Genomic DNA, 22,375 nt, shown 5'->3' with positions numbered 1-22,375 from the left:
CATGGGAAAGCCAACAGGATTTTTAGATTATAACCGGGAGACAGCCAAAGTGCTGCCTCCAAAGGTTCGGATTGCAAATTTCAATGAGTTCCGGACTCCGCTCAGCAAAGAAAAACAGAGACTTCAGGGAGCTCGCTGCATGGCCTGCGGCGTTCCTTTCTGTCAGTCAGGAATGATGCTTGGTGGAATGGCTTCAGGCTGTCCGCTGCACAATCTTGTACCGGAGACAAATGATCTGGTGTATACAGGAAACTGGAAACAGGCATATTTAAGACTGTCCAAGACCCACAGTTTTCCGGAATTTACCTCCAGAGTATGCCCGGCACTGTGTGAGGCTGCCTGCACCTGCAACTTAAACGGAGAACCGGTTGCCACAAAGGAAAATGAGAGAGCGATCATTGAGACTGCTTACAAAGAAGGCTGGGTGCAGCCTCAGAAACCGAATGTACGTACCGGTAAGACGATTGCTGTAATTGGAAGCGGACCGTCCGGACTTGCTGCAGCACAGCAGCTGAACAGAAGAGGACACAGCGTCACAGTCTATGAAAGAAGTGACAGACCGGGCGGACTTCTCCGCTACGGAATCCCGAACATGAAACTGGAGAAATCTGTTATAGACAGAAGAATCCGCCTCATGGAAGAAGAGGGAGTAAAATTTGTCCTTAATACAAACGTGGGCAAAGACATCAAAGCAGAGGAACTTCTGAAACAGTATGACAGAGTCGTGCTTGCCTGCGGTGCATCAAACCCGAGAGATATCAAAGTGCCGGGAAGAGAAGCAAAAGGAATCTACTTTGCGGTGGATTTCCTGGGAATGGTCACAAAGACACTTCTGGACAGCAATTTTGACAAAGTTCCTTATGAACTGGCAAAAGGAAAAAATGTCCTTGTTATCGGCGGCGGTGACACAGGAAATGACTGTGTGGGAACTTCAGTCCGCCTGGGTGCAAAATCCGTGACTCAGCTTGAGATGATGCCGAAGCCACCGGTGGAGCGTGCGGCAAACAATCCGTGGCCGCAGTGGCCGAGAGTCTTAAAGACAGACTATGGCCAGGAGGAGGCAATCGCAGTTTTCGGGCATGATCCTCGAATCTATCAGACAACCGTCACAGAATTCATTGCCGACAAAAACGGTAACGTGTGCAAGGCAAAGATTGTAGATCTCAAAGCGCAGAAGGACGAAAAGACCGGAAGAATGATGATGGTTCCTGTTGAGGGAAGTGAAAAAGTCATCCCGGCAGATCTGGTTCTGATCGCGGCAGGATTTCTCGGAAGTCAGAAATATGTGACAGATGCCTTCCATGTGGCAGTCAATGGAAAAACAAATGTTGATACAAAGCCGGATGATTATGCAACTTCGGTACCGCGGGTATTTACAGCCGGTGATATGCACAGAGGACAGTCACTGGTCGTATGGGCGATCCGCGAGGGCCGGGAGGCTGCAAAAGCAGTAGATGAGTCCCTGATGGGATACACAAATCTCTGAGAAAAAAACGTTGACAAAGACCATGCCGGTTGCTATAATACCTGCATGAACAAAGGCGTTCTTTCGGAGGGTTACCTTCCGGAAGTACGCCCTTTTTTTTTATACTTAAATCATAAGGAGAGAATGGCATGGGGAATTATACCAGAGAAGAAATATTACAGATGGTTGAGGAGGAGGATGTAGAGTTCATCCGTCTTCAGTTTACTGATATGTTCGGTGCGATCAAAAATATTGCTGTCACTGCCCGGGAACTTCCGCGTGCATTAGATAATCAGTGTATCATCAACGCGGAACAGATTGCGGGAATGGATCCGGAGAAGGGATCCGATCTCTATCTTCGTCCGGTACCGGATACATTTGCAATCCTGCCGTGGCGTCCGCAGCAGGGAAAAGTTGCGAGAATGATCTGTGATCTTTACTGTCCAGATGGTACACCATACAAAAACAGTCCGAGATATATTCTTGAGCATGTAGCGAAAGAAGCAGAGCAGGAAGGATATACCTGCTATATCGATCCTGAGTGTGAGTTTTTCTTATTCCACACAGATGATAATGGAAATCCTACAACGGTGACACATGAAAAGGCCGGATACCTGGACATGAGTCCTCTGGATCTCGGCGAGAATGCAAGACGTGATATGGTACTGACACTGGAAGATATGGGGATGGAGGTGGAATCTTCTCACCATGAGGCAGCTCCGGCACAGCATGAGATTGATTTCAGCTATGACGAGGTGCGTGATATTGCAGACTGTATTATGACTTTCAAGATGGCAGTCCGCATCGTGGCAAAACGTCACGGCCTTCATGCAACCTTTATGCCGAAGCCGAAATCAGAAGTAAATGGTTCCGGAATGCATATCCAGTTTTCTTTATTCAAAAACGGCAGAAATCTGTTTGAGGATACAGATCATCCGGGAGAACTCAGTGAGGAGGCACGCTATTTTATAGGAGGACTTCTTGCACACAGCAGGGAGATGGCACTGATCACGAATCCGATCGTGAACTCCTATAAGCGTCTTGTGCCGGGATATGATGCACCGACAGAGCTTACCTGGACAGAGCACAATCAGAATTCTCTTGTCCGTATCCCTGTGACAAGAGGCGAAGGAACAAGGGTGGAACTGAGAAGTCCGGATGCGGCTTCGAATCCATATCTGGTATTTGCAGTATGTCTTGCAGCCGGACTGGATGGAATCCGAAATAAGATTTCTCCTGCAAAATCGTCTAATATTGCCAATCAGGATCAGGCACCTGAGCATCTTCCGGAGACACTGAAGGATGCGATTGAGCTTTTTGAAAACAGCGAATGGATCCGCGGAATACTGGGCGAGGATTTCTGCAAAACCTATCTTTCAGCCAAGAAGGATGAGTGGCTTCGTTATACCAGACAGGTGACAGACTGGGAAGTAGAGGAATACCTGTATCGCCTGTAAGCACATAAGACGAAAAAGAGTAACTGTTCACAGGTAATATCCCGCTGTGAACGGAGTGAACAGTAACGACAAAGAGGAGAGACACTTGTATGAGCAGCATCGTGATCGCATTACCCCAAATTGAAGATGCAAAAAAAATCCGTGCAGTTCTGGAACGGCATGGGTTTATCGTTGCATCTGTATGTACAACTGCATCAAATGCTCTGTCAAGTGCGTCTGAACTTGGAAGCGGTGTGCTGATCTGCAGCCACCGGCTTCCGGATATGAATTATCTGGATCTTTCGGAATGTATGCCGAGAGAATTTGAAATGCTGCTGCTTGCATCTGCGAGGGTAATCTGTGAGGTGCCGACATCGATTCTGTCGGTACAGATGCCGATTAAGGCGAGTGATCTTGTCAATACGGTAAATATGATCCTGACGCAGCAGGAGCGGAGAAGACGAAAAGAGAAACAGAAACCTAAGGCACGGTCCTGGAAGGAACAGAATTATATATCCAATGCCAAAATGATGCTGATGCAAAGGAATCATTTAAGTGAAGATGAAGCCTATCGTTATATTCAGAAATCCAGTATGGATTCCGGGACAAATATGGTAGAAACTGCACAGATGCTTTTGATGCTTTTATATGATGGATGACAGACTGAAAAACTTTTAAGAGACTTATATATATATGGAGGATGAGGAAATGGAGTTTTTGGATGGTACATGGAAAAAAGAAATCAGTTCATGGGAAGATTTACTGGGAGAATCTCTTCTGAATCAGGAAGTTGTTCTGGAAGGTGCAGTTCACAGCATCCGTAATATGGGTGATGTTGCATTTGTGATCCTCAGAAGAAGAGAGGGACTCTTTCAGACAGTTTTTGAAAATGAAAAAGTAGATATTTCAATCCATGATCTCAAAGAGGCGATGACAGTTCGTGTAAAGGGAATCCTGAATGAGGAGAAACGTGCTCCTCATGAAAGAGAGATCCGTATCCGGGAGGTTGAGATATTGTCACAGCCGGCAGAGCCGATGCCGCTCGCGATCGACAAATGGAAATTAAACACATCTCTGGAGGCCAAACTGAATCTGCGTCCGATCGCACTCCGTAACATCCAGGAACGATCCAAATTCAAGATTCAGGAAGCTCTTACCCGTGCTTTTCGTGATTACCTTTATGAAAACGGATTTACAGAGATCCATACACCGAAGATCGGAGCAAGAGGAGCCGAGGGTGGAGCGAACCTTTTTAAATTCAGCTACTTCCACAAACCGGCAGTGCTTGCACAGAGCCCACAGTTCTACAAACAGATGATGGTCGGTGTGTTTGACAGAGTGTTTGAGACAGGACCGGTATTCCGTGCTGAGAAACACAACACCAAGCGTCATCTGAATGAATACACCAGTCTTGATTTTGAGATGGGATATATCGACAGCTTTGAAGAGATCATGGCAATGGAAACAGGATTTCTTCAGTATGCAGTTGAGCTTTTGAGGAAAGACTATGCTAAGGAACTTCAGATCCTCAAAATCCAGCTTCCAAAAGTCGACAAGATCCCGGCGGTACGTTTTGACAAGGCCAAAGAGCTTGTCGCTGAGAAATATAACCGTAAGATCCGCAACCCATATGATCTGGAACCGGAGGAGGAAGCTCTGATCGGAAGATATTTCAAAGAAGAATACGATGCGGACTTTGTATTTGTAACTCACTATCCGTCCAAGAAACGTCCGTTCTATGCAATGGATGATCCAAACGATGAGAAATTTACGTTAAGCTTTGACCTTCTTTTCCACGGACTTGAGGTGACGACCGGAGGACAGAGAATCCATGACTACGACCAGCTTAAAGCCAAGATCGCAGCAAGAGGCATGGAAGAAGAAGGAATGGAACAGTATCTGGATACCTTCAAACATGGTATGCCGCCACATGGAGGACTTGGTATCGGACTGGAGCGTCTGACCATGCAGCTTCTTGGAGAAGAAAATGTCCGTGAAGCATGTCTGTTCCCGAGAGATCTGAACAGACTGGAGCCGTAACTGTGCAAAGGCAGTATTCCATAAGAGAAGGAGGAAAGGTCAGATGGCAAAAATTATAGATGACGAGACAATTGAAAATGTATGCATCCTCGCAAAGCTTTCTTTGACGGATGAAGCGAAGGAGAAGGCAAAACAGGATATGCAGAAAATGCTCGATTATGTAGAAAAACTGGACGAGTTGGATACAGATGGCGTGGAGCCGCTGTCTCATATTTTTGGTGATGAAAATGTATTTCGTGAGGATGTTGTGACAAACGGAGATAACAGGGAAGCAATGCTCATGAACGCACCGAAGGAAAAAGAAGGACAGTATCAGGTACCAAAGACCATTGGATAGAGGAGAACATATTATGGAACTGGAGACAATGACAGCCCTTGAGCTGGCCAAAAAGATCAGACAGCGTCAGGTAAAAGTCTCAGACGGTGTCAAAGAGGTTTTTGACCAGATTGAGAAAAAAGAAGGCAAAGTACACGCATATCTTGATATATATAAGAAAGATGCCCTTGCAAGAGCAAAAGAAGTAGAGAAGGGGATCATGGATGGTACTTACACAGGTCCGCTTGCCGGAGTGCCGATCGCAGTCAAAGACAACATCTGCATCAAAGGCAAAAAGACAACCTGTGCATCAAAAATTCTGGAGAATTTTGTGCCGCAGTATAATGCGGAGGTCATCGACCGTCTGGAAAAAGCCGGAATGATCATCATAGGTAAGACAAATATGGATGAATTCGCCATGGGAAGTACGACAGAAACTTCTGCCTATGGCGTAACAAGAAACCCGTGGAATCTGGAACATGTACCTGGTGGTTCATCAGGTGGCTCCTGTGCCGCTGTGGCAGCAGGAGAGGCTTATCTGGCACTTGGTTCTGATACCGGCGGTTCTATCCGTCAGCCAAGCTCTTTCTGCGGTGTGACCGGAATCAAGCCGACCTATGGTACAGTTTCCCGTTATGGACTGGTTGCCTATGCTTCTTCCCTGGATCAGATCGGACCTGTGGGAAAGGATGTGGCAGACTGTGCCGCACTTCTGGAAGTGATCGCAGGACACGATCCGAAAGACAGCACGTCTTTGGATCGTAAGGATCTTGATTTCTCAAAGAGCATCGAGGAGAAAAAACTTCTCGGAATGAAGTTCGGTGTGCCGAAGGAATTCCTTGCAAAGGGGCTTGACCCGGAAGTCAAAGAGGCATTCATGGATACACTCAAAGTCCTCACCTCACAGGGAGCGATTGTAGAATTTTTCGCTGTGGAGACTATGGAATATATGATCCCAGCCTACTATATCATCGCCAGTGCGGAGGCAAGTTCCAACCTGGAACGTTTCGATGGTGTCAAATACGGCTACCGTGCAGCTGAGTATGAGGGACTTCACGATATGTACAAAAAGACCAGGACAGAAGGCTTCGGTGAGGAAGTCAAACGTCGTATTATGCTTGGTTCGTTTGTACTGAGTTCTGGTTATTACGATGCCTATTATCTGAAGGCACTTCGTACAAAAGCTCTTATCAAACAGGAATTTGACCGTGCCTTTGACAAATATGATGTGATCCTTGCACCGGCAGCTCCTTATACTGCGCCGAAGATTGGAGAAAGCCTCAAGGATCCGCTTGCCATGTACCTTGGCGATATCTATACCGTTGCCGTAAACCTCTGTGGTCTGCCTGGAATCACAGTTCCGTGCGGTCAGGACAAAGCCGGAATGCCGATTGGTGTCCAGATGATCGGAAACTGCTTCGGAGAGCACAAGATCCTCCGTGCAGCAGCTGCGTATGAAGCAGAAAGAGGGGTATTTCCCACTCCTCTGAAAGGAGGCAGAGAGGCATGAAACAGTATGAAACCGTCATCGGTCTTGAAGTTCACGTAGAACTTGCGACAAAAACAAAGATTTTCTGCGGCTGCTCGACAGAGTTTGGTGGAGCACCGAACACACATACCTGCCCGGTCTGCACCGGAATGCCGGGTTCTCTTCCTGTACTGAACCGTCAGGTTGTTGAATTTGCACTCAAAGCCGGCATCGCGGCAAACTGTCAGATCAACCAGTACTGCAAATTTGACAGAAAGAACTATTTTTACCCGGATAACCCGCAGAACTACCAGATATCACAGCTTTATCTGCCAATCTGCCATGATGGCTGGGTAGAGATTGAAACTTCTGCCGGAAAGAAAAAAGTCCGCATTCACGAAATGCATATGGAAGAGGATGCCGGAAAGCTGATCCATGATGAGTGGGAGGACTGCTCTCTGGTAGACTATAACCGAAGTGGCGTTCCACTGATCGAGATCGTATCCGAGCCAGATATGAGAAGCTCGGAGGAAGTCATTGCCTATCTTGAGAAGCTTCGCTGTATGATGCAGTATCTTGGTGTATCTGACTGCAAGCTGCAGGAAGGTTCCATGCGTGCCGATGTCAACCTGTCCGTCCGTGAAGTCGGCAGTGAAACCTTCGGAACGAGAACAGAGATGAAGAACCTGAACTCCTTCAAGGCAATTGCAAGAGCGATTGAGGGAGAGAGAGAACGTCAGATCGAGCTGATCGAAGAGGGAAGAGCCGTTGTGCAGGAAACCCGCCGTTGGGATGACAACAAGGAATCCTCTCATGCAATGCGTTCCAAAGAGGATGCCAAGGATTATCGTTATTTCCCGGATCCGGATCTTCCGCCGATCCATATTTCAGATGCGTGGATCGATGAGATCCGCAGTTCACAGCCGGAACTTCGAGAAGAAAAACAGCTTCGTTATCAGCAGGAATTTGAGCTTCCGGCATACGATGCAGGAATCCTTACAGAATCCAGACATCTTTCCGAGCTGTTTGAGGAAGTGGCAAACCTCTGCGGCAGCCCGAAAAAAGCAGCAAACTGGTTTATGGGAGAAGTTCTCCGTCTGACCAAGGACAAAGGTCTTGATGTGGAGAAGGTTTCCTTTACACCAGAACATCTCTCAGATCTGATCCAGATGGTAGAGAAAAAAGAAGTCAGTGCACAGAATGCAAAAAAAGTATTCGAAAAAGTCTTTGACGAGGACATTGAGCCGGTATCCTATATTGAGGAGCACGGTCTTAAGATTGTGGAGGATACAGGACTCCTCAATGATACACTGCAGAAGATCATGGACGAGAATCCCGGACCGCTTGAGGAACTTCTTGGCGGCAAAGAAAAAGTTTTCGGATTTTTTGTCGGAAAAATGATGAGAGAACTCAAAGGCAAGGCAAGCCCGGATGCAGTCCGTGAGGCAATTGTCAAAGAAGTAGAAAAGAGAAAAAATCAGTGATAATCTGATAGTACAGGAGATGTAATATTATGGTAACAGTAAATAGAAATTATCTGAAACTGCCAGGCAGTTATCTTTTTTCCACTATTGCAAAAAAAGTATCTGCGTATCAGGCCGCAAATCCGGATGTTGAGATCGTGCGTCTTGGAATCGGTGATGTCACACAGCCGCTTGCACCGGCAATCATCGAGGCACTTCACAAATCTGTAGATGAGATGGCAAATGCCGAGACTTTCCATGGCTATGCACCGGATCTCGGATATGAATTCCTGAGAAGTGCGATCGCAAAAAATGACTATGAGGCACGCGGATGCCAGATCAGTGCCGATGAGATCTTTGTTTCTGACGGAGCCAAAAGTGATTCTGGAAACATTCAGGAGATTTTTGGTATAGATAACAAAGTAGCAGTCTGCGACCCTGTTTATCCTGTATATGTAGATACAAATGTTATGGCAGGACGTACCGGCGATTACAACAAAAAGAACGAGAACTTTGACGGAGTGATCTATATGCCGTGTCTGGAAGATAACGGTTTTCTTCCGGAACTTCCGGTGAAAACTCCGGATATTATCTATCTCTGCTTCCCGAATAACCCAAGCGGTGCAGCGATCACGAAGGACAAGCTCCAGGAATGGGTAGACTATGCAAACAAGAATGGTGCTGTGATCATCTACGATGCCGCCTATGAGGCTTATATCACAGAGGAAAATGTGCCGCACAGTATCTATGAGTGTGAGGGCGCACGTACCTGTGCGATTGAGCTTAGAAGCTTTTCCAAGAATGCAGGATTTACCGGTGTACGTCTTGGTTTTACAGTTGTTCCGAAAGATCTTGTCCGTGAAGATGTTGCCATTCATGACCTCTGGGCACGACGCCACGGAACCAAGTTTAATGGTGCTCCATATATCGTACAGAGAGCAGGTGAGGCTGTTTATTCTCCGGAAGGAAAGGCACAGCTGAAAGAACAGGTTGCCTACTATATGAGAAATGCACATACCATCTATCATGGACTGAAAGAGGCAGGATATTCTGTATCCGGTGGTGTGAATGCTCCGTATATCTGGCTCAAAACACCGAATAACATGAGCTCCTGGGATTTCTTCGACTATCTTCTGGAGACAGCCCACGTTGTCGGCACTCCGGGATCAGGATTTGGTGCACACGGAGAAGGATTTTTCCGTCTGACGGCATTTGGAACCTATGAGAATACGTTAGAGGCAATTCGCAGGATCAAAGCTTTATAATAAAAAAATGGCAGCAGGGTGTCGGGACGGCACCCTGTTTTTCCGTCTGTGAAGGTGAGATTGGCATTGTCAGGAGCAAAATAATAACGTATAATCAAGGGCAGAACAGACAGATGAGGAGTTTGATGAGATATGTATTATGAAACAACAAAAGAACTGCTTGATTTTATTAAAAAAAGCCCTACCGCATTCCATGCAGTAGAAGAGATGCAGAACAGACTGACAGAAAAAGGCTTCCAGGTGCTTTCCGAGAAGGAACACTGGAAACTGGTTCCGGGAGGAAACTATGTGGTCACACGGAATCATTCGGCACTGATCGCCTTTTCCATACCGGAGAAGGAATCCTGGAAGTTCCATATCATAGCTAGCCACAGTGATTCACCGTCTTTCAAGATCAAAGAAAATCCAGAGATCGTAGTAGAGAAGAAGTATGTGAAGCTGAATGTGGAGAAATATGGCGGTATGCTGATGGCACCATGGTTTGACCGTCCGCTGTCCATCGCCGGTAGAGTGATCGTTCGAAAAGACGGAAAATTAGAAGAAAGACTGGTCAATTTTGACCGTGATCTGGTGATGATCCCGAATCTTGCGATCCATATGAACCGTGAGGCAAACAGCGGAATCTCCTATAATGCACAGAAAGATATGCTTCCGTTATTCAGTATGGGCGGAAAGGATGTGTCTTTGCAGAAGCTTCTTGGAGAACAGCTTGGCGTAGATGGAAAAGACATCCTGAGCCATGATCTTTTCCTTTATGATCGCATGGAAGGCTCCATATGGGGTGCAGAACGCGAATTTGCCTCCTGTGGCAGACTGGATGACCTGCAGTGTGCATTTGCTTCCATGGAGGGCTTTGTGCGTGCAAAGAAGGCGGACTGCATCGCTGTTCACTGTGTTCTTGATAATGAAGAAGTTGGAAGCGGTACAAAGCAGGGTGCGGCATCTACCTTCTTAAAGGATACACTGCTTCGCATTCATAATGGTTTGGGCAGAACCTATGAAGAATATCTGATGACGCTTGCAGACAGCTTCATGATCTCGGCGGACAATGCACATGCCCTGCATCCGAACTATGCAGATATGACAGATCCGGTCAATCATCCGCTTTTGAATGAGGGAATCGTCATCAAATACAACGCAAATCAGAAATACTGTACAGACGCGGTTTCTGCGGCATTCTTCAAAGATCTCTGTGACAGGGCAGAAGTTCCGTATCAGACCTTTGTGAACCGTTCTGATATGGCGGGAGGATCTACACTTGGAAATATTTCCAATACACAGGTTCCGATGAACACGGTAGATATCGGTCTTCCACAGCTTTCCATGCATTCACCGTATGAGACTGCCGGAGTAAAGGATACCAGTTATTTCATAAAAGTGGCAGAGGAATTTTTTGCATAAATTTACATAAAGAGGAAAGAGCATGAATACGGAAAAGAAAGCAGTATTTTTTGATGCGGACGGCACCATCTGTGACATGGAAAAGGGTGTTCCGGACAGTGCACTGGAAGCGATCCGCAAACTGAGAGAAAACGGACATGAGGCATGGCTGTGCACCGGAAGAAGCAGGGCTTTTGTGCCGGGATATCTGGAGCAGATCCCGTTTACCGGCATGATCAGTGCCTGCGGAGCGACGATCGAGAAGGATGGTGTCCGGCTGTATAATAATGAGATGACGCCGGAAGTGGCGAAGCTTTCTGTTGAGGTCCTTCGTAAATATGGTCTGGTCCCGGTTATGGAGGGAGCAGATTTCATGTATTATGATAAGGACGAATATACGCTGGAGATCAACTGGTACCGTGATCTCATTACTGAGGCACTTGGACCAAAATGGAGACCGATCCGAGGATATGAGGATACTATGCATATCAACAAGATCAGTGCCAAGATGACAGCGGGCTGCAATGACAGACAGGCATGTCTGGAACTGTCACAGTATTATGATGTGATCCGTCATGAAAACAATGATTTTGTAGGAACGACAATCGAGCTTGTTCCGAAGGGCTGTAATAAGGCTGTCGGAATCGCAGCGGTATGCCGGATTTTTGATATCCCATGGGAAAATACAGTAGTATTTGGGGACAGCAACAACGATCTGTCCATGTTTGAATATGCGGCAACAAAGGTGGCTATGGGCAATGCCTCAAAGAAGATCCGGGAACTGGCAGACTATGTGACCACAGATATGTTTCACTATGGAATCCGGAACGGACTCACAAAACTCGGCCTGATCTGAGAAAGGCAGGAGAAAGATATGAAATTTGGAAAAATAAGAATCGAGGACGGAAATTTTATCTTCGCAAAAAGAATGCTGATCAATTATCTTCCATGTAAAGATATCCTGTGGGCATATATGAGACGCGAAGGTGTCGAGGGTGGAATGCACAAGCAGTTCAGCACCAGCTCGCTGGTGATCATTACCAGACGCCGGAAGCGTTATGAATTTGAGATGACAGACAAAGAGATCAAAGACTGTATCCAGCTTCTTAAGGTCCTGAATCCGGAACTTGCGACAGGATTTCCCAAAGGAGCCAGGATTCCACTTAAAAGTCTTCCAAATACCCGCGATCTCGGTGCACTTATAGCAAGGGACGGAAGGCATATTCTTCCTCACAGGCTTCTGCGCAGCGGCTGTCTCTATCATATATCTCTCCAGGATGAGGATACCCTGCTTGACGAATATCATTTGTCAACTGTTGTTGATTTTCGTACCAGAATGGAAATTCTGCAAAAACCGGACAGTATTCTGGAGGGAGTGGAGTACCATGAGATTCCGATCGTGGACGAAGAGACCCTGGGAATCACAAGATCAAAAGGTCTTCTGGAGATGCTGCTTGGATTTGACCAGCCAATCGATGAATTTATGCAGAAACAGTACATTTCTTTTGTGCGGGATGATTTTTCCGTAAAAGAGTATGCGCGTTTTCTGGATGTCCTTCTGCATCAGGAAGATGGGGCCGTACTGTGGCACTGCAGCATGGGAAAAGACAGAGTGGGTGTCGGAACTGCACTTCTTCTCTGTGCACTGGGAATTCCGAGAGAAACGATCATGGAAGATTATCTTCGGACAAACCGTTATCTGGAGGAAGATTTACAGCATATGATCCGGCTTCTGGAGACCAAGATGATCGTGGACAATGAAACCATGGATAAGATCAAAGCTCTGTATCGTGTAAAAGAAGAATATCTGGAAGCCGTTTTTGAGACGATCGAGCAGGATTATGGAAGTGAGGAAGTGTTCATGAGAAAGGCTCTTTATCTGACTCCGAAGGCAATAGAGGCACTCCGCAGAAAATATCTTGTATAAAAATACAGAAAAATGGCGAAATGTATGCGTTAGTATACAAATACAGCAAAATTTGACGTTGACAAACGAATTAATATTGCTATAATGTAAAACATGCAGACAATTTTACAATGGAATTGTTTAAAAGATTAAAGTGGTGAAAGCAGGTGGGTTATGCAAAAGAGAATTTTGTCCCTGTTAGTAGATAACACCGCAGGTGTTTTGAGCCGTATTTCCGGACTTTTCAGCCGTCGCGGTTATAATATTGACAGCCTGACAGTTGGTGTGACTGCAGATGAGCGTTATTCCAGAATGACAGTTGTATGCAGTGGAGATTCCATGATTCTGGAACAGATCACCAAACAGCTTGCCAAGCTGGTAGATGTAAGAGATATCAAGGTTCTTGAGCCGGATAACAGTGTGAGTAGAGAACTGGTTCTTGTGAAGGTCGCAGCGAGACCGGAGCAGAGAGAGGGAATCATTTCCATCGCAAATATTTTCCGTGCCAACGTCATTGATGTCGGCAAGACTTCCCTGGTCATTGAAATGACAGGAAGCAAGAGTAAGTTAAGTGCTCTGATTGACCTTCTGGGAGAGTATGAGATACTGGAACTTGCAAGAACTGGTATTACCGGACTTTCCAGAGGTGCCAGTGATGTGAAATTCTTATAGGAGTTTTACATAATAACAGTGTTTGCTAAGGGTAACAGCCCTTAACGATAAATTATGAAAAAATTTACAAATAGCTTAGGAGGAAACAAAGATGGCAAACAGGATTTTTTACCAGGAAGACTGTAATTTAGGATTACTGGATGGTAAGACCATTGCGATTATCGGTTATGGCAGCCAGGGACATGCACATGCACTGAACTTAAAGGAATCAGGATGTAATGTCATTGTGGGTCTGTATGAGGGAAGCAAGTCCTGGAAGAAAGCCGAAGAGCAGGGCTTTAAAGTATATACAGCAGCAGAAGCAGCAAAACAGGCTGACATCATCATGATCCTGATCAATGATGAGAAACAGGCTAAACTTTACAAAGATGACATCGAGCCAAACCTTGAAGAAGGTAACATGCTGATGTTTGCTCATGGTTTCAACATTCATTTCGGATGCATCGTTCCACCAAAGAACGTAGATGTTACTATGATCGCACCAAAAGCACCGGGACATACAGTAAGAAGCGAATATCAGGCTGGAAAAGGAACTCCATGTCTGGTAGCTGTAGAGCAGGATTACACAGGCAAAGCTCTTGACAAAGCACTTGCTTATGGTCTTGCAATCGGCGGAGCAAGAGCTGGTCTTCTTGAGACAACATTCCGTACAGAGACAGAGACAGACCTCTTCGGAGAGCAGGCAGTTCTCTGTGGTGGAGTTGTTGCACTGATGCAGGCAGGTTTCGAAACTCTCTGCGAAGCTGGATATGACCCGAGAAATGCATACTTTGAATGCATCCATGAGATGAAACTGATCGTTGACCTGATCTATCAGTCAGGATTCGCAGGAATGAGATATTCCATCTCCAACACTGCTGAATATGGCGATTACATCACAGGACCGAAGATCGTTACAGCAGAAACAAAGAAAGCTATGAAACAGATTCTTACAGACATCCAGGATGGTACTTTTGCAAAAGAATTCCTGCTTGATATGTCTGACGCCGGAAAACAGGTTCACTTCAAAGCAATGAGAAAGCTTGCTTCCGAGCATCCGTCAGAAAAAGTTGGCGAGGAAATCCGTAAACTGTACAGCTGGAATGGCGAAGACAAACTTATCAACAACTAAATAAATCTGTTGTATTTTAGTGGGCGCACCCTTTTGGGTGCGTCTTTTTTTGCCGAAATAAGAGGAACGAATCTGATTGACTTTCAAGGTATCGCAGAGTATGATAAGACCATCTTACACAAGGCAGACCTCTCTGCCGGGACTCTTCTTCTAAAGAGTTTCTTCGAAAATCCATTTTTGGTTTAAATTCATGAATTTTGACAGACTGAAAATTTTATATAAAAAAGAAAGGCAGATCTATGAAAACAGCAGAAAAGGCAGGGCGTTTTTTTCTAACCCTGTTTGGAATTGCAGGCCTGCTGTTTTTGATTCTTTCAAGGACAGGAATTTCCACAGATGTGGTCCTGTCGGGTTCTATGGAACCGGGGATCAGGACAGGAGGTCTGGTGTTTACAGATACCAGAAGACGAGATCCGCAAACAGGAGATATTATCACTTACCGCCTGCGTGATGTACGGATAACGCATCGTGTCGTGAGAAGAGAAGGAACAGTTCTGATCACAAAAGGAGATGCAAACGAAGGCGAAGATCCGCTGCCGGTAGAGGTAGAGCAGGTGCTGGGAACAGTGATATTTAGCATACCGTTTGTCGGATATCTGGTGACTTTTATGAAGCAGAGAACAATTCTGGCCATACTGACAGTAATGATCGGTCAGGAAATTTTTTTCTTTATCCAAAATGAACTGACAGAAAGGAGAATTCAATATGAAAGAAGACAAGAAGAGAAATCTTAAAAAAGCAGGACTTGCGGCGGGCATTTTATGCCTGGCATCCGTTGGCGGAATATCCGCGTATCTGACGGATTTTGATAAGGCGGATAATCAGTTTACAGTGGGAAAAGTTTCTATCGATCTGGAAGAACCGGGATTTGATCAGGAAGAGCAGACGAAGATTGAACCTGGTAAAGAAGTAAAAAAAGATCCTCAGATCAAAAACACAGGAGTAAATGATGCATTCGTGTATCTGGAAGTGGCCGTTCCAATGGCAGATGTGGAGACCGCAGCGGAAGATGGCACAAGACTGGATCTGAAAAATCAGGAGCTGTTTTCTTTTCAGGCTTCGTCGTCCTGGACGAAATTAAGTTCCAGAAAGGCTGGAGAGGATCAGATTTATGTCTATGCATATAATCAGATTCTGAAACCGGAACAGACAACAGATGCTTTGTTCGATTCCGTGAAATTTATCAATCTCATTGAGGGACAGTTGGATGAACAGAAACTGAACATACCGATCAGAGCATATGCGATCCAGACTTCTTATACCGGAGGTGATTCGGGAAGTGTGACCGATCAGGCCAAAGCAGCTTATGAGAAATATGTAAATCAGAACAAGGATAAAGAAGGTGGTGTCACACCATAAAATGACAAAAAAGAAAGCAGGTAAAGGGCATGAAAAACAGGAAGAGACTGGCAATGGCAGGAGCAGTATTACTGGGATTTGTTTTGGGGATTGGAGGTACAAATGCGTATCTGACCTCACATGACCAGATGGTAAATACGATTGGGATCGGAAAGAATACCACGACAATCGAGGAAGATTTCCCTATACCGTCACCAATTCCGGAAGACGAAAATTCTGATATTCCAAAAGAGGTAAGGATTGTAAACGGACAGGGAGAAGCCGCTCTTGTCGACTGTTATGTAAGAGTTTCTGTCGGTTATTCCAATTCGGATATAGGAAGGGCGGCAGTACTGAAACAGCTAGACAGGACGAATTGGCTGGAGGCGGAGGATGGATTTTATTATTATAAAAAAATCCTCAGAGAAGGCGAAAAGACGACACCACTTTTTTCCGGGATCTTTATAGATGCATCAAAATTGGAAAAGACCTATCTGGATCAGATTGACACCTTTGAAGTACAGATTTATGAAGAATCGGTGCAGGCAGCCGGATTCGGAGATTACAAAAGTGCATGGGAATATTACTGTACATAAAGGAGAGAGAAGCGATGAGAAAAAGAATAAAGACAGCAGCAGGAATTCTCTTTCTGGGTCTTCTGTGTGTGTCAGGGACATATGGGTATTTCTCGGACACTTTACAGGTCGTGAATCATATTTCAGTGGGAGATATTAAGATCAGCATGGAAGAATATGAAAAAAAGGGGACAAAGGAAGTTCCTTACAGCAACACCGGCGAGATCCTTCCGGGTGCCGTGATATCCAAAATTCCCAGAATTACAAATCATGCACTTCCATGCTGGGTGCGTGCCAGGATTTTGTATACAAATTCGGTGAAGGAACTGGAAGGTCTGAATGACACAAACCTTTCAGGTTTTCCTGCCAAATGGATCCGACGTGGTGAATACTACTATTATACAAGTATTCTGAAGAAGAGAGAATCTGTCGACCTGTTTCAGAGTGTACACATTCCAGCTTCCTGGGAAAAGGAGCATGAGCTTCAGAAGCTGGGAATGATCATTCAGGCAGAGGCAATTCAGGCAGCAAATTTCACACCGGATTTTGCGGCAATGTCACCCTGGGGAAATCAGCTGATCCGGCAGTGTATTCACGAAGAAAACGGAATAATGACCTGTAAGAAACCGCAGACAAAGCTGACGGTAGAATTTAATGGAAAAGCACATAAACTATTGGCTGTGCCGGGAGATTTTTTTACAAATCTCGGAACTGCAATGCCGGGAGATGTTCTTACAGATACGATCACCCTGTCGAATACTACGGATGATCCGGCAGAGCTTCTGTTTCGCACCAGCGTGAAGGGCAGAAACGAAGAGAAGAGGGCTATGCTTAAGGACGTGAAGCTTACGGTGGCAATGGGAAATGAGATTCTGTACAGAGGAAATCTGGAATCAGCAGGACTTGAAAAAAACAGATCACTTGGAAGGTTCTCATCCGGGCAAACCGGAAATATGAAATTTCGTCTGGAAGTTCCCACGGAGTGGGATAACAGAATGGCACAGAAATCAGCAGACGTTACCTGGATCTTCACGGTCAATGAGAAGGCAAAGGAAGTCGTCCCCGACACAGGAGAAACTTCCGGAAAAAAAGAAGACTCTGGCAGAACAACAGCAGCAAAAGATGTCGAAGGCCGAAAAACAGCTCATGTTAAAACCGGTGATTTATCAAGACCAGGAGTTCTTTTCGCACTTCTTATAGCTTCCGGTGGTCTGCTGCTCATGGTCAAAACATGGAAAGGAGGCAGGCGAACATGAAAAAAAGGGTGATTTCCGGCGTTTTTGCTGTGCTGCTCGCAGTTTCTGCCGTGACAGGAATCTCTGCCGCTTCGGATATGGAACTTTCAGGAGAGCAGCAGGAAACATTTCAGGATGAGACAGAAGAGGAAGAAATCCCAATAGAAGAGCAGGAACCAGAATTTTCAGAAGGCGACAGCAGTGAATTTGAGGAATCTCCGGAGACAGATTTTGAACAGGATTCTGCGGAGGATTATTTTGAGGTAATAACCAGTGCTGATCAGGGTGTGATCGTGTTTGAAGCGGATCTTCTTAATCTGGAGAAAAACAGTAAAACAGATCTGAGTGAAGAAGGATTGCAGCAGCTACAGGAGCAGGAGCATACTTTTCAGGCAGGAGAAATCGTAGGATTTTATATTCAGCCTTTTGACGGGTATGAATGCAGAGAAGTAATGGCAGAAAGTGAAGGAGAAAATATTTCTGTAACTCTGGGAGAAAATCAGAAATATGAGTTTTTTATGCCCCAGGGACAGGTTCTTCTGCGGGCTGAATTTGAAAAGGATCATGAGGAAACAGCAGAAGAAGCAGATATTTTTACAGATGGCAAAGAGACAGAAGATGTCGCGGCAGCCGCAAGAACCGTAGCCGTAAAGGCAGTGGCGGAAAACTACAAAATGCGGGCGGAATATGCATTTGCATATGCGTTTCGCAAAGGAGTGACAAAGCTGACGGAAGTGCGCGGAGCTTCTGCGAATCTTCCATCTAAACTGGATGCACAGTTTGGCTGGTCCCAAAAAGGAATGACGAATTATAAAAATACATTTTCTGCATGCAGCATTCAGAATGCAGATCAGAAGGGCAAAATTTCTGTAAAATATACAAATGTAGGAGAATATAAAGGAAAGATCGTGGATCTTCGAATCACTGTACCGGAATGGGGAGCGGTGAGCTATTCTCATATAGGCGTGGATGATACGGTGATTTCTCCCTGCATTTTATTTTATAATGACAGAATTGCCTTTTCGACGGTCTCTGCAGGAAGCGTGCGCTTTAAATTTGAGTTCTTTGACCATGCAACAGGAAATCAGATTTATCCGAAGGGACATGTGACAATGATGGACCTCGACGGTGGACAGGGATTTCGTGTATATGATGGCTGGGGAGTGGATGCCATGTATATCCGAAGTGGATATAAGCATCTGCAGGCTACGACAGGAACTACAAGTAATGGTGGTGCATACACAGAAGTGCGTGCACCGGAAGGGGTGGCAACAGAGATTGATGATGTCAAAGGATGGTGCCATGTGGATTTTAACAAATCTTTCACCTTAAACTGGCTTGCAGGAGAGGCTGGACTGAATGGTGTTAATCCTTATACTGCATTTTTTATGTCAGGAGCACAGACAGTCGGAACGTATGAGCCAAATGAAAAACCGGAGAAAAAAGTCGGCAATACGAATGCCGCTTACAGTGATATGACACGTCATGAATCAGAATCAGATACAGCGGAGGAAAAACCCTATCATATTCCAAAGAACAGAGAATTTGATTATGTGATAGCACAGACAGTCCTTCCGGGAGATTATAAAAAATTTGAGCTTACAGATAAACTGGATTCCTGTCTGGAATACAGGAGTGCTTCTGTAAAGACCGCACTCGGAAATGATGTTACACAGCGGTTTACGGTCAGCAATGCACAGAATACAGTAAAATTTACAGCTGTGGACAGTTTCCTTAAGTCAGATGCGGTGTGCAACAATGTGACATATTATTTCAGGATTCATGTCAAGGTGAAAGCTGACAGAGTAGTTGCCGGTCATGGACATTATAAAGACGGAATGTATTATCATATTTCAAATCAGGCTGAGAGGCGGCTGGAATCTTCCAGGATGACAGATGTCCAAAAAACGAATGTATCGTGGGTGAGAGGCAGCATCGAAAGAAATTGCAGTATTCAAAAGACAGACGCAGCCGATGCAAACATAATCCTGTCAGATGCAGTGTTTGAAGTGTATGAATGGAACGAACAGAAGAAGAATTATACATCTGCAGGACAGAGGCTTTCATATTCGAAGAAAACAAAAACATATAGCAAAAAATTGCAGTATACCGGACAGAACAAAGGTAAATTCAGACTTGTTGAGACACAGGCACCTGCAGGATATATAGGTGGATGGAAAAAAGATATTTCCATTTTGGATATGGAACAGGATTTTACACTAAAAGCAGAGAATACACTTGCCCGACTTCCATATGGTGAGATTACAGTGACAAAGAAGATTCTGGAAAAGGATATTATCTGGGCACATGGAAATCCGGTTTTTCGTTTTATAATAACCGGAAAAGATCAGAGAGGGATGGAACATAGTTATGAAAATTATGTAGAATTTGAGAAGGGAAATTATAATAAACAAGATGACTATGCGATTCTGAGCTGTACGATTTCCAGGATTCCACTTGGCAGATATACGATCAGTGAAAAAGAGACATTGCGCTATAGATTCCAGGATGTTACTGCCGATACCTCAAATGTGCAGATTACAGGAAAAGACGGAATTGCAGTCCTGGACAGAGAAAACAAAACGGCGAAGCTTACCTTTACCAATATAAAAACGCGTTATGACGGATACAGCCATACAGATATAGTAAGAAACATAATACCAGTGAAAAAAACAGAATAAAAAACTGTAAAGAAAGAGCATTCTGAAAACGAGTGCTCTTTTATTGTGTAAAAAACATTTTGTAAAATCTGGAATTCAGGAGTATTCCAAAACTTAAAAGTTATAATTTCAAAGTAGTGTCTTCAAAATCAGCAGTCACATATAACGGAAAAGCACAGAAACCGGCTGTAACAGTCTACGCAGGAAACAAAAAGATTTCCGGCAAATATTATACAGTATCCTATAAAAACAATACGGCTGTAGGAACTGCAATGATTACCATTCAGGGCAAGGGTAATTATAAAAAGTATTCCGGCAAAACAACTTTCCGCATTAATTTACAGAAAACAACCCTTTCTTCAGCCAAGAGTTCTCGAAAAGGACAACTTCAGGTAACGTGGAAAAAAACGGCGGGCAATGCAGGATATCAGATTCAGTATGCGACAAATGCGAAATTTTCTGGTGCCAAAACAAAAAATACAAAAGTAACACGCTATACCTTCAAAGGACTTAAGAGTAAAAGAAAATACTATGTGAGAGTCCGGACCTACAAAAAGGTAGGCAGTAATTACTGGTACTCCAAATGGAGCAATGTCAGAAATGTCAAAATAAAATAAGCTGATTAAGGAGTGCTAAAAGACTTTCTGAAAATTTCTATGACATTAGCAGAAATATTTGAGTAAATGTAAAATAAAAATATTGAATTAGGTTTCAAAAAAGGTAATAAAGGTAATAAAAAATCCCGGAGTCATCAGACTCCGGGATTTTTGCTTCTGCAATATCAAATCGGGGCAACAGGATTTGAACCTGCGACCTCACGGCCCCCAGCCGTGCGCGCTACCAAGCTACGCCATACCCCGACGAATCTGTGTAGTATTATAACAAGTTAAAAATACTTTTGCAACCGCTTTTTATTTTTATAAGGTAATTGATTGAAATTAATAATGGAATATATTATAATATAAAACACTGAGAAGGAGAGGAGAAGGTGAAATTGAAAAGGAAAAAGTGGGCCGGTAAGACGATGTTTGCGGTACTCATTTGCATATTAGCCATTTCGTGTGGCACATGGAGGGTTCAGGCGGCATCAGATAGCAGTTCAAAGATATCTGCTTCCGATAAAAAGAACAGTATTTCTATTAAGAAAGGGCTTGTCAAGGAGAAGGGCAGATATCGTTATTATGTGAATAATAAACCCATCCGAAATAAATGGAAGAAGATAAAAGGACAATATTACTGGTTTTGTGCAAATGGTGTGGCAGCCAGGGGTGGCTCTTACGATATAAAAGGTACACGTTATATCTTTGATATGAAGTCTCACAGAGTATTACCTGGAAAGACGAAGGTTGTAAAGATAAACAAAAACTGGTTTATTGTTGACAAATATGGCAGAGCTGTCAGTGGATGGCAGGAAGTAAACGGAAAGATATATTACGCATACAAAAGTGGAAGATGCGTTGTAAACAAAACGATAGGCGGTCTCAGGCTTGGCAGGAATGGCTATGCTGCAGATTCTACACAGGCACGCTGTAAGATAGCCGCGAGGAGATTTATTGCAAATCATACAAATTCAGGCATGACTAATTATCAAAAACTGCGAGCATGTTTTAATTACATTATAGCCTATAACAGATTTGTGGGAAATATGGATCCCAGCCCGGCTGAATTCAGAAGCCGCAAATGGGTATATAAATATGCACTTCAGATGTTTCAGAATGGTCTGACCGGCAATTGCTATGGAATAGCAAGTTCCGTAGCAGCAGTGGCAAAGGAACTGGGATATCAGCCATATGTAATCACATTGGCAGAGGGACACAGTTTTGTAATGATCAATGGTCGTTATTATGATAATATGTACGGAGCTCTGTTTAATGCAGCTTCTCGTCCGGCTTATGTAGCACAATATAAAATTAAATTTTAAATAAAAGGAGGATGATATAAGCAACTAAATATATTGCAAAAAGATGCTAAATGTGTTTAAATATACTTATGGAGGTATATTATGAACACATCAAAAATCACAAATTATAAACCAAAAGATTTTG

The 22,375-nt window shown here is 44.4% G+C and carries 20 protein-coding genes and 1 tRNA gene; 20 read left to right on the top strand and 1 reads right to left on the bottom strand.

Annotation, left to right across the window (positions count from 1 at the left end):
- The first annotated feature begins 1 nt into the window (after position 1).
- The 19 genes from GT674_RS12665 to GT674_RS12575 all read left to right on the top strand — a co-directional run bounded on the left by GT674_RS12665 (position 2) and on the right by GT674_RS12575 (position 20,947).
- Entirely contained in the window at positions 2-1,486 is a 1,485-nt protein-coding gene (locus GT674_RS12665) for a glutamate synthase subunit beta (RefSeq protein ID WP_161286040.1), read from the top strand.
- Between the two features lie 128 nt (positions 1,487-1,614).
- Positions 1,615-2,922, top strand: a complete 1,308-nt coding sequence (gene glnA / locus GT674_RS12660) for a type I glutamate--ammonia ligase (protein WP_161286039.1) — start codon at positions 1,615-1,617, stop codon at positions 2,920-2,922.
- A gap of 89 nt (positions 2,923-3,011) precedes the next feature.
- The gene (locus tag GT674_RS12655; protein WP_161286038.1) at positions 3,012-3,560 is read left to right on the top strand and encodes an ANTAR domain-containing response regulator; all 549 of its coding nucleotides are present in this window, start codon (positions 3,012-3,014) and stop codon (positions 3,558-3,560) included.
- A 49-nt stretch (positions 3,561-3,609) separates the two neighbouring features.
- On the top strand, positions 3,610-4,941 hold the full coding sequence (gene aspS / locus GT674_RS12650) for an aspartate--tRNA(Asn) ligase (RefSeq protein ID WP_161286037.1): 1,332 nt from the start codon (positions 3,610-3,612) through the stop codon (positions 4,939-4,941).
- A gap of 43 nt (positions 4,942-4,984) precedes the next feature.
- Positions 4,985-5,278, top strand: coding sequence for an Asp-tRNA(Asn)/Glu-tRNA(Gln) amidotransferase subunit GatC (gene gatC, locus GT674_RS12645; protein WP_161286036.1), 294 nt, complete (start codon positions 4,985-4,987; stop codon positions 5,276-5,278).
- Positions 5,279-5,291: 13 nt separating this feature from the next.
- Entirely contained in the window at positions 5,292-6,767 is a 1,476-nt protein-coding gene (gene gatA / locus GT674_RS12640; protein WP_161286035.1) for an Asp-tRNA(Asn)/Glu-tRNA(Gln) amidotransferase subunit GatA, read from the top strand.
- Positions 6,764-8,209: an Asp-tRNA(Asn)/Glu-tRNA(Gln) amidotransferase subunit GatB gene (gene gatB / locus GT674_RS12635; RefSeq protein ID WP_161286034.1), complete on the top strand. Its 1,446-nt coding sequence runs from the start codon at positions 6,764-6,766 to the stop codon at positions 8,207-8,209. Before gatA ends, gatB begins: the two co-directional genes overlap by 4 nt.
- Before the next feature lie 29 nt (positions 8,210-8,238).
- On the top strand, positions 8,239-9,453 hold the full coding sequence (locus GT674_RS12630; RefSeq protein ID WP_161286033.1) for an LL-diaminopimelate aminotransferase: 1,215 nt from the start codon (positions 8,239-8,241) through the stop codon (positions 9,451-9,453).
- A gap of 132 nt (positions 9,454-9,585) precedes the next feature.
- On the top strand, positions 9,586-10,854 hold the full coding sequence (locus tag GT674_RS12625) for a M18 family aminopeptidase (RefSeq protein WP_161286032.1): 1,269 nt from the start codon (positions 9,586-9,588) through the stop codon (positions 10,852-10,854).
- Positions 10,855-10,876: 22 nt separating this feature from the next.
- Complete coding sequence (locus GT674_RS12620) at positions 10,877-11,689, top strand: HAD family hydrolase (protein ID WP_161286031.1); 813 nt, start codon at positions 10,877-10,879, stop codon at positions 11,687-11,689.
- Positions 11,690-11,707: 18 nt separating this feature from the next.
- Positions 11,708-12,760: a tyrosine-protein phosphatase gene (locus GT674_RS12615; protein ID WP_161286030.1), complete on the top strand. Its 1,053-nt coding sequence runs from the start codon at positions 11,708-11,710 to the stop codon at positions 12,758-12,760.
- A 153-nt stretch (positions 12,761-12,913) separates the two neighbouring features.
- Positions 12,914-13,411 (top strand): acetolactate synthase small subunit, encoded by a 498-nt coding sequence (gene ilvN / locus GT674_RS12610; RefSeq protein ID WP_022214762.1) that lies wholly within the window; start codon positions 12,914-12,916, stop codon positions 13,409-13,411.
- 91 nt (positions 13,412-13,502) lie between these two features.
- Entirely contained in the window at positions 13,503-14,522 is a 1,020-nt protein-coding gene (ilvC, locus tag GT674_RS12605) for a ketol-acid reductoisomerase (RefSeq protein ID WP_161286029.1), read from the top strand.
- Positions 14,523-14,761: 239 nt separating this feature from the next.
- On the top strand, positions 14,762-15,256 hold the full coding sequence (locus GT674_RS12600; RefSeq protein ID WP_161286028.1) for a signal peptidase I: 495 nt from the start codon (positions 14,762-14,764) through the stop codon (positions 15,254-15,256).
- On the top strand, positions 15,228-15,881 hold the full coding sequence (locus GT674_RS12595; RefSeq protein ID WP_161286027.1) for a TasA family protein: 654 nt from the start codon (positions 15,228-15,230) through the stop codon (positions 15,879-15,881). The genes GT674_RS12600 and GT674_RS12595 overlap by 29 nt, the downstream gene beginning before the upstream one ends.
- A gap of 29 nt (positions 15,882-15,910) precedes the next feature.
- Positions 15,911-16,456, top strand: coding sequence for a hypothetical protein (locus tag GT674_RS12590; RefSeq protein ID WP_161286026.1), 546 nt, complete (start codon positions 15,911-15,913; stop codon positions 16,454-16,456).
- A gap of 14 nt (positions 16,457-16,470) precedes the next feature.
- Positions 16,471-17,691: a hypothetical protein gene (locus GT674_RS12585; RefSeq protein ID WP_161286025.1), complete on the top strand. Its 1,221-nt coding sequence runs from the start codon at positions 16,471-16,473 to the stop codon at positions 17,689-17,691.
- Positions 17,688-20,351 carry an isopeptide-forming domain-containing fimbrial protein gene (locus GT674_RS12580; RefSeq protein ID WP_161286024.1) on the top strand — a complete coding sequence of 888 codons (2,664 nt, stop codon included), beginning with the start codon at positions 17,688-17,690 and terminating at the stop codon, positions 20,349-20,351. The genes GT674_RS12585 and GT674_RS12580 overlap by 4 nt, the downstream gene beginning before the upstream one ends.
- Before the next feature lie 116 nt (positions 20,352-20,467).
- Entirely contained in the window at positions 20,468-20,947 is a 480-nt protein-coding gene (locus GT674_RS12575) for a fibronectin type III domain-containing protein (protein WP_161286023.1), read from the top strand.
- A gap of 169 nt (positions 20,948-21,116) precedes the next feature.
- On the opposite strand, the gene GT674_RS12570 is transcribed toward GT674_RS12575, so the two are convergent.
- Positions 21,117-21,190: transfer RNA gene (locus tag GT674_RS12570), tRNA-Pro, on the bottom strand.
- Between the two features lie 134 nt (positions 21,191-21,324).
- Between GT674_RS12570 and GT674_RS12565 the strand changes: the two genes are divergently transcribed.
- Positions 21,325-22,251 (top strand): hypothetical protein, encoded by a 927-nt coding sequence (locus tag GT674_RS12565; RefSeq protein ID WP_161286022.1) that lies wholly within the window; start codon positions 21,325-21,327, stop codon positions 22,249-22,251.
- Positions 22,252-22,375 lie beyond the last annotated feature (124 nt).

It is taken from the genome of Blautia sp. BIOML-A1, assembly GCF_009883055.1.
In the GTDB taxonomy this organism is placed as follows: Bacteria; Bacillota; Clostridia; order Lachnospirales; family Lachnospiraceae; genus Blautia_A.
The sequence above is the reverse complement of the archived record's forward strand: the minus strand, read 5'-3'. Positions and strand labels throughout refer to the sequence as shown.

Bases quoted from the DNA above. Each gene is read 5' to 3' on its own strand.
- GT674_RS12665 (WP_161286040.1), top strand. From the start codon at position 2: ATGGGAAAGCCAACAGGATTTTTAGATTATAACCGGGAGACAGCCAAA.
- glnA (WP_161286039.1), top strand. From the start codon at position 1,615: ATGGGGAATTATACCAGAGAAGAAATATTACAGATGGTTGAGGAGGAG.
- GT674_RS12655 (WP_161286038.1), top strand. From the start codon at position 3,012: ATGAGCAGCATCGTGATCGCATTACCCCAAATTGAAGATGCAAAAAAA.
- aspS (WP_161286037.1), top strand. From the start codon at position 3,610: ATGGAGTTTTTGGATGGTACATGGAAAAAAGAAATCAGTTCATGGGAA.
- gatC (WP_161286036.1), top strand. From the start codon at position 4,985: ATGGCAAAAATTATAGATGACGAGACAATTGAAAATGTATGCATCCTC.
- gatA (WP_161286035.1), top strand. From the start codon at position 5,292: ATGGAACTGGAGACAATGACAGCCCTTGAGCTGGCCAAAAAGATCAGA.
- gatB (WP_161286034.1), top strand. From the start codon at position 6,764: ATGAAACAGTATGAAACCGTCATCGGTCTTGAAGTTCACGTAGAACTT.
- GT674_RS12630 (WP_161286033.1), top strand. From the start codon at position 8,239: ATGGTAACAGTAAATAGAAATTATCTGAAACTGCCAGGCAGTTATCTT.
- GT674_RS12625 (WP_161286032.1), top strand. From the start codon at position 9,586: ATGTATTATGAAACAACAAAAGAACTGCTTGATTTTATTAAAAAAAGC.
- GT674_RS12620 (WP_161286031.1), top strand. From the start codon at position 10,877: ATGAATACGGAAAAGAAAGCAGTATTTTTTGATGCGGACGGCACCATC.
- GT674_RS12615 (WP_161286030.1), top strand. From the start codon at position 11,708: ATGAAATTTGGAAAAATAAGAATCGAGGACGGAAATTTTATCTTCGCA.
- ilvN (WP_022214762.1), top strand. From the start codon at position 12,914: ATGCAAAAGAGAATTTTGTCCCTGTTAGTAGATAACACCGCAGGTGTT.
- ilvC (WP_161286029.1), top strand. From the start codon at position 13,503: ATGGCAAACAGGATTTTTTACCAGGAAGACTGTAATTTAGGATTACTG.
- GT674_RS12600 (WP_161286028.1), top strand. From the start codon at position 14,762: ATGAAAACAGCAGAAAAGGCAGGGCGTTTTTTTCTAACCCTGTTTGGA.
- GT674_RS12595 (WP_161286027.1), top strand. From the start codon at position 15,228: ATGAAAGAAGACAAGAAGAGAAATCTTAAAAAAGCAGGACTTGCGGCG.
- GT674_RS12590 (WP_161286026.1), top strand. From the start codon at position 15,911: ATGAAAAACAGGAAGAGACTGGCAATGGCAGGAGCAGTATTACTGGGA.
- GT674_RS12585 (WP_161286025.1), top strand. From the start codon at position 16,471: ATGAGAAAAAGAATAAAGACAGCAGCAGGAATTCTCTTTCTGGGTCTT.
- GT674_RS12580 (WP_161286024.1), top strand. From the start codon at position 17,688: ATGAAAAAAAGGGTGATTTCCGGCGTTTTTGCTGTGCTGCTCGCAGTT.